The following is an 11,830-nucleotide window of genomic DNA, read 5'->3' on the forward strand; positions in this document are numbered from 1 at the left end:
ATGACTAATGATTTCCGAAGTTAGTTAGTCAGGAATAAGCTACCACACAGGGAAATCAACGCTGCATGGAAAATTTTCAAATCAGCGGTTCGGCGGGAGTAAGACAAGGAGTGCTGCGATCGCTTAACCTGCGATCGGAAGAAGTAGAGCGAACCGCACTGATGTTCCTCGTCTACACTCTAACCTCCGTCGGGCTGATCTGGCTGGAACTCAGCACAGTAGGTCTGTTTTTAGACGAGTACGGTGCCGACAAAATGCCTTTTATCTACATAGCCAGCGCCTTTATCGGTTCGGGCTTGGGATTTGTTTATTCGTGGCTGCAAAAAATCCTGCCGCTGAGGCGCACCGTCGTAGTGGTTCTGGGCATGATGTCGATACCGCTATTTTTGTTTCGATTCGGAATAGGCTACGAAAATACTAAGATAGCTGGCATCAGCATCGCTTTTATTACTATTTTTTTGATGTGGCTTTGGGTGGAAGCTTGCTATGTCCTCAATGACCTCAACACTTCTATCACTTCCAACCAACTGTTTAATATTAGAGAAATCAAGCGCACCTATCCGCTAGTCAGTAGCGGCTATCTAGTAGCTGGAGTAGTCAGCGGATTTTCTCTGCCTGTTTTGCTGTACGTAGTCGGACTCAAAAACGTTACGCTCATATCGGGGCTGATGGTGGCGACAGGCTCGGTGTTGCTCTACTACCTCACGGAAAAATACAGCCAAGCATTCCCGGAAACGGCTCACTGGACGGATGACGACGAAGACGACGACCAAGAAGAATTTACCGCCCGCAAAGTTACAGGCCCACTTCAAAAATACGCCGTACCTCTAGTCAGTTTCTTCATCCTCGCAGAAGTCGTCTACGTGCTGGTAGATTTCCAATTCTACAGCCAGCTAGAATACCAAAACCCGGGGGACGGAGCTAGCTGGATCGCTAGCTTCCTGGGCATTTATGAAGGCATACAAGGCCTGTTTCAGGTGGCGACTCAGTGGTTCGCTTCGAGCCGGTTGGTGGAAAGAATCGGTGTATTCGTGACGGCGATGATTTTGCCCACGGGCATCGCTATACTCGGGGTGCTGACCATAGGAGCATCTCTGGGCCAGCTAGTATCTGTGTTCATCGGGCTGATATTGCTGAGATTTTTAGACGAACTGCTGCACTACACGCTGTTGGAAACTGTTAGCCCGGTTTTATTTCAACCGATTCCCGACAATATTCGATCGGGAATTCAAACTTTGGTCAACGGTGTGGGCGAACCTTTGTCCTGCGGAGCTACAGGAGTAGGCATCCTGATTATGCTGTGGGTGACAGGCAAGATACTCCCCCAGCAAGACGAAAATGTATTTCACGACCAGCAAAGCTTGATATTTATTGGCGCGATCGTCATATTGGCGCTGTTGTGGGTGTTTGTCGTATGGTTGATCCGCTCTCAATACGTGGGTTTGTTGGTCAAAAGTGCGGAGCGGGGGCGCTTGGGCGTCACAGACGTTGACCTCAAAGCTCTCAAGCGCGCAGTGGTGGAAACTCTACAAAAGCCGGGGGGCGAAGATGAAAAGCGCTCTTGCATAGAACTCCTGACGCAAATTGACCCCAAAAATGTCGGAGAAGTTCTGGCTCCCCTCCTCGATTCGCTGTCTGCAGGTTTGCAGCGCCAGAGCTTGGAAACGATGCTGCAACACCCGAACCCCGCATATTTAGAAGCTGTCCGCGCCCTTTCGCACCAATCCTTGCCGCCGGAGGTTCTGGCCTTGGCTTTGCGCTACATCTGGCTGACGGAAGCTGAACCGAATATTGAGAGCTTGCGGCCTTACTTGCAGCCGACGGTCGATCCGGTGGTGCGGGGTACGGCGGCTGCTTTAATTATGAGAAGGGGCGATCGCCTGCAAAAGGCAGAGGCTACTAACACGCTGCGCCAAATGCTGACGCACAAACAAGAGCGGGAACGTGTTATGGGGACGCGGGCTCTGGGAGAAGCTGATTATTTGCAAGGACTGCGGCTGCATATCCCCAATCTGTTGCAAGATGAATCTCTGCGAGTGCGCTGCGCTCTGTTAGACGTGATTTCGTCTACTCATTCGGAAGAATATTATCCTTCGCTGCTGCGCGGACTTGGTTACAAATCGACTAGGGAAGCGGCTTTGCAGGCGATAGTCAAACTTCACAACGATGCCATTCCTTTGCTTGTGTATTTGGCTGAGGATATCCACAAGTCGGATTTGGTCAGGTTGCAAGCTTGGACGGCTCTGGGTCAAATTGGGACAAATGAGGCGATCGACATTTTGGTGAGCAATTTGATGACGGCTTGGGGAACGACGAGGCGCAATATCCTCCGCATCCTGTTAAAAATGCCTTCGGAAGCGGGGATAGAAGGGGTTCTAGACCGCATCGGCCGCAGCGGCTTGGAAACTCTTATCGAACAGGAGTTAATGTTTATCGGTCAAATTTATGCAGGTCTGGTAGATTTGTCTGGGGTAACAAGCTACGGCAATTTGTCGGGGGGTGCTAACAGCACTGGGGCACATGGGGGCGATACGGCTCAATTGTTGCAGCGTGCTCTGGCGGGGTTGGAAGCTGATGCTAGGGAGCGGTGTTTTTTGCTGATGAAGTTTCTTTATCCGCTGGACACGGTACAAGCCGCTGCTTTCAACATCGCTTCTGGCCAACCTTCTTTGGTGGCTAGGGGATTGGAAATTCTCGATAATACTGTGGATATAGCTAGGAAGCGATCGCTCATCAATTTGTTAGATCAACACTCGGAAAGAGAAAAATTGAGCAACCTCTCGGAATTGATGGTTTACAAACCTCTAGCCCCTAGCGATCGTTTGCGCCGCTTGCTAGAATTGCGCCACTTCCTTTCGGATTGGGCTTTGGCCTGCTGCTTTCACTTGGCGAGAGAAGCGCGCTGGAGTCTTACGGCTCAACAAACTCTCGTCTGTCTGCAGCACCCGACGGGTTTTGTCCGCGAAGCAGTGTTAGCCTATTTGAAAATAGCCTCGCCCCGGGCTTTGGTCGAATTGTTGCCCAGGCTGCAAAATGACCCCGATAATTTGGTATCCGCTCAAGTTGAAGAGATGATGGCAGAGTTGGGTGCTGGGGGAAAAAGGTAAAGAAGGAAGAAGGAAGTTCGGCAACGGATTCTGTAACGGATGTAACGGATGTAACGGATGTCGGGAAGAGGGAATAGGGAAGAGGAAATAACAAGAAAGTATGCCCAATGCCCAATGCCCAATCCCCAATGCCCAATCCCCAATGCCCAATCCCCAATGCCCAATGCCCAATTCCTCTTCCTTTGTTTAAGTTTAAATTAATCATTGCATCTCATTATGTTAACAAGCGTCGAACGCCTATTGTTTGTGAGGGAGGTTCCGATTTTTAAGGAACTGCGGGATGATTTTCTCGTGCGTCTAGCATCGGTAATGGATGAACTTTCGTTTCCTTCCAAGCACAGGATTTTTACGGAAGGACAAGAAGGGCGGTCTCTCTATATTTTGGTATCGGGAACGGTGCGCGTGCATATAGGCGATCGGGATTTGGCACAGTTGAAAGCGGGGGCTTGTTTCGGGGAAATGTCGCTGTTTGATGCAGAACCTCGATCGGCTTCTATTTCTACTCTCGAACAATCCGAGTGTTTGATGCTGACTCAAATGCAGCTATACGATGCGATTGATGAAACGCCGGGAATTGCGGTGAATATTATTCGCTTGCTGTCGCGCCGGATTCGGGAGTTGAATCAAAAGTTGAATGCTAAAGAAGCCATGATGCCTCCTACAGAGACTGTGAGAGTTCCTGAGATGCGATGAAATTGGGGAATTGGGAATTAATTAATTGTGTTTTTAGTCGATCATCGGTAATTCTGCACAATTTATCTTCTGTAAAATGTCAATAGCGCACAATTTCTCTGGCTAGTGCGCTATTGGCACATGAGGATCGTGGCTTAAATAACTTCCGTAGGTTGGGCCCGTGGCACGAACCCTCCGTTTCACTCCGCCCAACAATCAAGCGTGGGGTTGGGTTTCGTGCCTCAACCCAACCTACAAAAAATGCAAGTTATTTAATTCTCATTCCTTACGAATAGCCACGGTAAACGCATCTAAATTAATTTGACAAAAAGGTGAATTTGTGCATTACTAAATAGGGCTTGCTGAATAATCGATCGCTTTTTGGCGAGGGGGAGTGATTGATTATTCAACCCGAGTTAAATATGAGTTTTTCCGGCTTCATTTTGAGTAAAATATAAGCGCAAATTATGTTCAACCCAAAAACAGGCATTGTTTTCCCCGAACCGCATAAAAACATACAAAAAACCCGCCGCCACCAGGTAGAAAGGTTCATTACTAAAAAAGTGATAGCAATAGCTGTACTAGAGGTATTCTCAAGTTTTCTCCTTACCAGATTCAGGCTAAATCTTCGTTGACGCCAGCCCCAAATTTTCCTTCAATTGCCTGACGAATCCTCTCACCTTCCTTTGCTTGCTTCTTTTTTTCTTTACTCACATTTGCTGGAGGTCTTCCTAGAGGTGGTTCACTGATTCTAATTCCTTTTTCTTTACACCAAGCTCGGTTTTCTCGCTTTACGATAAATCCGCTCTGCATTCCCTTATTCGGGATAATATCCTGTGAAGCTATAATAAGCTTGTACTTGTGCTTTCAATTCTCCTGATTCGTTAAAATTATCCCAGCTCATCCGGTCTAAAAATACCTATCATTCAAATTAAGATTTAATTTAATAGCTGGTATTTATAATTATGAACTTTCTTTAAAGACTAAATTAGAGATCGCCTGAGACTTTCGCAAGAGGTCTAATGATAGTATCATCAAAAAAAATGTAACTATAGACAAGCACCAAACCCGAATCTTCATCAGTCATAGCAAATCTCAAATCTCAAATCTCAAATCTCAAATCTCAAATCTCAAATGGCATGACTATCGCCAATAAGGCCGGCCCTTCCAAAAAACTCCCACCGTAACTCCGATTAGTGCAGCTTCCGATAAACTTGCTAATAAAGGAGGGATGGGTAGGAATGACTTTAACACCAAACCCAAGAGTACGCAGAAAACTAAAACCCACAAACTAATTCGGTTGAGCAAAAATTGTTGTTGCCAATACTCTAAAAAGTACACTGCTAAAGCTCCCATTCCCAGTGCAGCAGCGAAAGGTATCAATGTCCCCAGGGAGGAACCGTAAAGAAGCGTCACGACGTTGCGGATTGGCCGCGATTGCGTGAAACCCCAGGCTAAAAATAACTCCAATCCAATCACGATTGAGTTGACGAGGGCGGCAATTTGCAGCATTTCTCGCCAAGGTAAAAGTTTTAAGCGCCGCAGAAAATTACTCACGATCGGCAGATTAGGTAGGTTGCTTTGATTTTATAACAGTTTTGCCCTGGCGATCGACCTTTGATGACAATTTGTGAAGTAAAATAAAGATATAGAGCAGCCTCTTGACAAATTTACCCAGAGTACCTGCCTATTAGTTGTTGGAACCGTGAAAGGAAAAAAGTTATGGTGGAGAACACTGTCGATTGTGCTGTAGCTTGCATTAATGGCTGCATTCTGGGCGACAAGTGCCCGAAGCGGGAATACGCAGAAGCAACGTCCCAGTTTATTGAAAATACTTCTCTGGATAAAATGCTAGAAATAGCAGAGGAAGCGGTGAGAAGGAAACGGACGGAACCCCCCAAATGGATAATTCCTGATTTTCCCGAATAGAATTAACATCCCCATTAAAAAGCGATCGCCCGTTGCAAAAGGGCGATCTCTTTTTGTATTCCCAATGAAATAGCTGAGCCGAATCAATATATTTCCTGGGATAGAAGCTTTTAGCTTAAATAGCAATTATGATGCCACTTAATGACAGCCATTGGCAATAACTAAAAATAATTCAGCTCAAGCGAAAGTCGGACACTTTTAATTTAATTGAGTTCAAAAACCAACAGGAGCAAGTCTCGTGGCACAGCAAAAGGAACGCAACGCAAAAACAACAAGAGATGGTGATAATTTGGGCGAATTGCCTCAAGAAATTACCGAATCTTACGGTACCGGCGTCATCGATCAACCGGGATTGAGCCAAGACGACATAACAACCCTGCAGGACAGCAGTTCGGAATACTCTTCCACCAGTTCCCAAATCGGCGGCGAGGATGGCGATCCGGCGGCGGAACAAGAAAGTGCCACGGGCGAGCAATCGGTGGGTGGAACCACGCCTACTCCCGACCTGGATATTGTTGACGAACTCGGAGCCGCTGCGGGCATAGAATTGCCAGATGGGGCTATTTTGCACACAACAGAGATGCTTGAACATCGAGATGAAAGTCGGTGGGAATTAGACCCGAGTTCTGCGGAAGATTATCAGGAACGACCGGATTTCTAGGTCTATTTGGTACAAAAAAATAGGTAGTATAATAGGAGCGGGTTCACCATGATCCATACTTCATATCCCAAGTATTTGTAAATCCGCCCCTCCTCACTTTTGCTCTCGCAACACATATCCAACTCCCCGAACAGTATGCAGCAGGCGTTTTGAGTTACTTGCTTCTAACTTAATCCGTAACGCACGAATATACACTTCAATAATGTTTGACTCGCCCATAAAATCGTAACCCCATACTTTTTCTAAAATTCGGTCGCGGGTAATGACTTGACGGGGATTTTGCAGCATAAATTCTAACAAATCAAACTCTTTTGCAGTGAGTTCAATTAGTTGACTACCTCGATAAACTTCACGGGTTAAACCGTTCAATACTAGGTCTTCAAATTGTAAATTATCCGGGTCATTTGCTTGAGATCGGCGCAGACGGGCTTTGACTCTCGCGAGGAGTTCTTCCATACTGAAAGGCTTAGTAACATAGTCATCTGCTCCAGCATTTAATCCAGTCACGCGATCGGGTACTTCATCTTTTGCTGTCAACATAATTATTGGTACTTGAACACCAGTCGATCGCAACCTTAAACAGATGTCTAATCCAGAGATGCTGGGAAGCATCCAATCTAAAATTAATAAATCCGGTTGAGCATCACGAGCCATCATTAATCCATCCAATCCATTTGGGGCTACAGTGACGTGATATCCTTCAAGACTAAGTTCAGATTCGATGAACTTTGCCAGTTTAGGGTCATCTTCAACAACGAGAATGCGATCGCTCATAGCTGCGGATTCCAGACAGGTAAGGTGATAGTAAAAATACTACCTTCTCCCGGTTTAGATCGGAGCGTAATACGTCCTTCCATGCCTTCGATGAGGCTTTTGGCGATCGCCAATCCCAACCCTGTACCGTCTCTAGAGCGCGTCATTGACTCATCCACCCGGTAAAACCGCTCAAAAATCCGGTTTTGATGGGGGAGAGAAATACCAATTCCGCGATCGCCCACATGAATCATCACCTGCTGTTCCCTCTTTTCCAATACTAACTCAACTGGTTGTTCGGGAGCAGAATACTTGATTGCATTATCGACTAAGTTAATTAACACTTGTTGTAAACGATCCTGATCCGCACAGGCTACAACATCCTCATCAGTTGACACCAAAATAATTTTCCGATTGCTAACTTTTTGACTCATCTGGGCCACCTCAGCCACCAGAGTATTCAGGATCACCGGATTCAGACGAAAGTGCAAGTTGCCACTATCAGCCCGTGCCAAATCGAGCAAATCTTCTAACATCCGAATCGTGCGTTCAGTTTCCCCAACGGCTGTTTCCAGTGCTTGTTGCTGATAGTCACTTAAGTTAGTGCTGCGTCGCAGCAAACTTTGTAAATAACCAACTACAACCGTCAGAGGAGTGCGTAATTCGTGGGAAACATTACCGACAAATTGGCGTTGTTGCTCCCAGGAACCCGATAAGCGAAACAACATCTCATTAAAGGTTTGTGCTAGTCCTAAAATCTCATCAGGAGCCTGATGCAGTTGGAGTTTTGCCGCCTGCAAATTATCAGCAGACAAAGTGCTAGCTACCTGACTCATATGTTCCAAAGGATGGAGAGCATGACGAATGCGACTGGCGATCGCCAACATTAACACTAAGATTACCACAATACTGACAAAAATTAGACTGCGAATCCCATCATTTAATTGACGTTGCTCATCAGTGATATCTTGAGAGAAATATACCGTACCCAGTAACTCATTTTTAATCCTCAGAGTTCTGCTACAGATCACCAAGTAGCGATCGCCCACCTGAACAAAAGTAGGCTGTGCAGGTACTTCCGTCAACGAGATCATCTTCGTAATCTTAGAAGATTGCAGATCCATATCAGGTGAATTCACCAAAAGCATCCCATCATTGCGCTTCACCCACACCATGATTCCTCCTGTGGAAGCTTTATGGACGCTTCGGGTTAAGCCAATTTCTAGTGAGCCCATTTCACTATAAAGCTCAACCTGTTCGGGAAAGCGTATTCCAATGTATTCCAGGGTTTTTTTATGGGCACCGACTAGATTTTGTGACCTTTGCCAGCCGGCCCAAAATGCCACACTGCTAAGTCCTAAAATCGAGAGTACCAGCAATTCCAGCGTCAGGCGAAACTGAAGCGAAGAGGTGGAAATTCGCTTGCCCGTGAGATGGTTGATAGCGGCTCTAACTTGGGATATTAGCTTCATTATATCGTCAGGTAGTGAAGATAATTAAGCATCAAAATTATGGAAATCAAAACTATAGCAATCAAAAGCAGGAGTTGTGGTTCAGGCCTCCGAACCCGTCCAGTATCGAAGCCTGAATCACGCCTGAAAGTTGGTGCAGCAGCGATTGCAATCGCCCGATATATTTGATATTTGTTGATATTTGCTTTCATCAGGCTGCTATCTTAAAAGTTGTCCGCAGTACCTTTAATCTGGTTAAACTCAAATCGTCGATCGTAATCTGTTACACCATAAAGATTAAAACTAATGGTTGGTTTATCTCCGAGTGCTTCCACATGATGAATCGCATCTGGCATGAAGCACAAAACGTCACCAGGAGCAAGCAAAATCTCTCCTACTGTTGTGATTTTATCTGGAAACTTGCGAGTTGGCGATCGCTGCCAAAAAGTATTTTTCTCCTCTCCATCAAGTAGCGCCACCAGTCCCCAACTGGCATGATTATGAATCGGAGAAACTGCACCCGGAGCCCAAGCGACCAACTGCACCGTCAGAGGGAAAAATGGTTCATCATACAGTGTTTGTACGGCCCAGCCTGTCTCAGAGTCAGGCTCAAGGAGAGCAATTTGAAACCAGGAAGAACTATCTAACAACCTGCGGACAAGGGGACAAATTGCCTGGAGTCGTAAATAATCATCACTAATTTGCTCTAATACATCTTCCAAGTCAGTTAAAAAGCGGTAAAGTCGGTAGGGATGGGTCAAATCTTCAATTTGACTTGTAGCCTCAAAAATATTGCACTGTCCATCATTAGTCACTAACCAGTCTTTTCCTGTCATAATTTCTCAACTCGCGGTTAAATTACTGCACTACTAAAATATAGTCAGGTTTAATCTCCACTCTATAAAACATTCCTTGCAACTAGATGATGCGTTCCTAATTCCTAGATGAATTTTTGCTGAAGAAATGGACGTATAAAGTATTCAGAGTTTTATCTCCCATCCATCTCTTCCTCATCTAGCACTCATTTTATTGAGTGTTAATGTAAACAACCTCAAGTCTTGAGGACAACAAAAAGCCATAAAAATTGCCAGAGAGCAAGAACTCTCAAGCAAATATCTGGCATGGAACTATTAACAATTTATCGGGAAATTAGACACATGAAAGTAAAATACATTACCACGATCGCCATTGCCACCATTCTCGGTTTGGTAACAACTAATTTTAGCTACGCCAATTCCAAGGCTTCCACAAACTTAAACTCTACAACCGTTTCATCCAAGGTTGCACAATCCAACCCTTGTGCTGGTAAAGCCAATCCTTGCGCTGGTAAAGCCAATCCTTGCGCGAGTAAAGAAAATCCTTGTGCTGGTAAAGCCAATCCTTGTGCTGGTAAAGCCAATCCTTGCGCTGGTAAAGCCAATCCTTGTGCTGGTAAAGAAAATCCTTGCGCGAGTAAAGAAAATCCTTGCGCGAGTAAAGAAAATCCTTGTGCTGGTAAAGCCAATCCTTGTGCTGGTAAAGCCAATCCTTGCGCTGGTAAAGCCAATCCTTGTGCTGGTAAAAGCAGCACAACAACCCTTCATCCTCAGTTCTACACCGAAAAAGGTGTGGCTCTTGATGGTCAGGATGTCGTAGCCTATTTCACCCAAAGCAAATTAGTTATGGGAGCTAGCCAATTTAAACATAATTGGGGTGGAACAACTTGGATGTTTGCTAGTGCAGCAAACCGTGATATGTTTGCCAACAATCCTGAAAAGTATGCTCCTCAATACGGTGGATATTGCGCCCAGGCTACCAGTGAAGGGAATCTTGTTGTCACCCAGCCTGACGCCTGGAAAATCGTTAATGGGAAGCTTTATCTCAACTACGATAAAACAGTACAAGCACAATGGATGGGGGATATTCCTGGTCACATTGCTTCAGGAAACAAAAATTGGCCCGCTATTCTGAATAACAAAGAACTGTTGCGCTAAGCTCAAAGTGATGCAGGCAATTAGTCGCCGCTAACTGCCACTTAGATTACCACCAGCAGTTTTCATTTCCCTGAGAACAAGGTAATTGTAATTGCTCCATTGCGTAATTGAGAAAGCTGTACCTCACCCAATTGACAACTGCTATATTTTCTGATTTATCAACATTTCCGGTGAGTTACCCTTCATAAAGCGTGTTTGTAGTCAGGACTTCAGTTATCTCTAGGCAGATGAACAATTACTATGAGTCCTGACTACAAACTTACTGTGGTTAGATGGCCGGATATGATATTATGTATGGCAAAAACCGGGTTGATGAAGCCAACCCTCCTCAACAAAAAGGTTATTTATGGAATTTAAAGATTTTCTGGGTTTGCTGCATCCTATTTTAGCTGTAGCGATTGTTTTTCCTATGCTGGGTGTTGTTCTCAATATGGGGTGGCAAACCATGCAGCGTCGGAAGCAAATTGCGATCGACACCAAGAGCAAAATTCCACCTGTAGTCGGTTCAGAACACGTCAAAGCAGGTCGAATTCTGTCAGGTTCTGTGGTAGGAGTGACGTTGGTGGGTCTAGCCTACCCGATTTTTGAGCATATTTTGAGCAAGGATGTTTGGAGCAAAAACTCCTTTCAGGTCATTTTCATTGCCCTGATGTTTGTTGCAACTGTCGCCTCTTTGGTGATGCTATATCGAGCGACACCCGCTTTATGGCGCGGCATATTTGCGACCCTAACAGGTACTGGTTTGGTGATTCTTGGCACTCAAGATGGCGTTTATCGGCGAACCAATGAATGGTATTGGTCTCACTACTACATTGGCATCACCGCTGCGCTAATTATGGTTTTCTCCCTTGCCATCATTGAAGACATTTACAAAGACCGTTCAAATCGCTGGCGCACTATCCATGTGATCTTGAACTCGATCGCTGTGCTGCTCTTTCTGGGACAGGGAATGACCGGAACTAGGGATTTATTAGAAATTCCTCTGAACTGGCAGAAACCTTATATTTATACCTGTGATTTCACCAATAAGACCTGCCCAAAGCCGTGAGCGATCGCATTACTTAGAGATTCAAGTCTAAAATTAGTAGAAATTAGAAGGGCGGGACACCCCACAAGCAATTGGATGTATTGTGGAACAGGCCGGACAGCCTGTTCTTGAGATGTGATGTATTGTGGAACAGGCCGGACAGCCTGTTCTTGAGATGTAATGTATTGTGGAACAGGCCGGACAGCCTGTTCTTGAGATGTGATGTATTGTGGAACAGGCCGGACAGCCTGTTCTTG

The 11,830-nt window shown here is 45.5% G+C and carries 11 protein-coding genes and 1 pseudogene; 6 read left to right on the forward strand and 6 right to left on the reverse strand.

What is annotated here, in order from left to right:
* Positions 1–65 precede the first annotated feature (65 nt).
* Positions 66–3,107: a HEAT repeat domain-containing protein gene (locus QUA16_RS05920; RefSeq protein WP_333103424.1), complete on the forward strand. Its 3,042-nt coding sequence runs from the start codon at positions 66–68 to the stop codon at positions 3,105–3,107.
* A 216-nt stretch (positions 3,108–3,323) separates the two neighbouring features.
* A complete protein-coding gene (locus QUA16_RS05925) occupies positions 3,324–3,800 on the forward strand; it encodes a Crp/Fnr family transcriptional regulator (RefSeq protein WP_190660410.1) in 477 nt (158 codons plus the stop codon).
* 385 nt (positions 3,801–4,185) lie between these two features.
* Here the strand turns inward: QUA16_RS05925 and QUA16_RS05930 are convergent.
* Positions 4,186–4,698, reverse strand: a pseudogene (locus tag QUA16_RS05930) (transposase); the annotation flags it as partial.
* A gap of 224 nt (positions 4,699–4,922) precedes the next feature.
* Entirely contained in the window at positions 4,923–5,336 is a 414-nt protein-coding gene (locus QUA16_RS05935; RefSeq protein ID WP_333103423.1) for a peptide chain release factor 1, read from the reverse strand.
* A 165-nt stretch (positions 5,337–5,501) separates the two neighbouring features.
* On the opposite strand from QUA16_RS05935, the gene QUA16_RS05940 reads away from it, so the two are divergent.
* Positions 5,502–5,708, forward strand: a complete 207-nt coding sequence (locus tag QUA16_RS05940; protein ID WP_333103422.1) for a hypothetical protein — start codon at positions 5,502–5,504, stop codon at positions 5,706–5,708.
* Between the two features lie 238 nt (positions 5,709–5,946).
* Positions 5,947–6,369, forward strand: coding sequence for a DUF6335 family protein (locus tag QUA16_RS05945; RefSeq protein ID WP_333103421.1), 423 nt, complete (start codon positions 5,947–5,949; stop codon positions 6,367–6,369).
* Between the two features lie 93 nt (positions 6,370–6,462).
* On the opposite strand, the gene QUA16_RS05950 is transcribed toward QUA16_RS05945, so the two are convergent.
* The 3 genes from QUA16_RS05950 to QUA16_RS05960 form a co-directional block, all read right to left on the reverse strand.
* On the reverse strand, positions 6,463–7,143 hold the full coding sequence (locus QUA16_RS05950; RefSeq protein ID WP_333103420.1) for a response regulator transcription factor: 681 nt from the start codon (positions 7,141–7,143) through the stop codon (positions 6,463–6,465).
* Positions 7,140–8,594 carry a HAMP domain-containing sensor histidine kinase gene (locus QUA16_RS05955; RefSeq protein ID WP_333103419.1) on the reverse strand — a complete coding sequence of 485 codons (1,455 nt, stop codon included), beginning with the start codon at positions 8,592–8,594 and terminating at the stop codon, positions 7,140–7,142. Before QUA16_RS05955 ends, QUA16_RS05950 begins: the two co-directional genes overlap by 4 nt.
* A 203-nt stretch (positions 8,595–8,797) precedes the next feature.
* Positions 8,798–9,409, reverse strand: coding sequence for a cupin (locus QUA16_RS05960; RefSeq protein WP_333103418.1), 612 nt, complete (start codon positions 9,407–9,409; stop codon positions 8,798–8,800).
* 285 nt (positions 9,410–9,694) lie between these two features.
* On the opposite strand from QUA16_RS05960, the gene QUA16_RS05965 reads away from it, so the two are divergent.
* Both QUA16_RS05965 and QUA16_RS05970 read left to right on the forward strand, forming a co-directional pair.
* Complete coding sequence (locus tag QUA16_RS05965; protein ID WP_333181051.1) at positions 9,695–10,546, forward strand: YHS domain-containing (seleno)protein; 852 nt, start codon at positions 9,695–9,697, stop codon at positions 10,544–10,546.
* A 346-nt stretch (positions 10,547–10,892) separates the two neighbouring features.
* Complete coding sequence (locus QUA16_RS05970) at positions 10,893–11,594, forward strand: DUF4079 domain-containing protein (RefSeq protein ID WP_333103415.1); 702 nt, start codon at positions 10,893–10,895, stop codon at positions 11,592–11,594.
* Here QUA16_RS05970 and QUA16_RS05975 read toward each other — a convergent pair.
* Positions 11,552–11,830, reverse strand: a 279-nt coding sequence (locus QUA16_RS05975; RefSeq protein WP_333181052.1) for a hypothetical protein, incomplete at its 5' end; no start/stop codon positions are given. The two genes, QUA16_RS05970 and QUA16_RS05975, sit on opposite strands and share 43 nt — an antisense overlap.

Origin of the sequence: Microcoleus sp. S13_C3 (assembly GCF_036700905.1) — a bacterium.
Taxonomy (GTDB): Bacteria; Cyanobacteriota; Cyanobacteriia; order Cyanobacteriales; family Microcoleaceae; genus Microcoleus.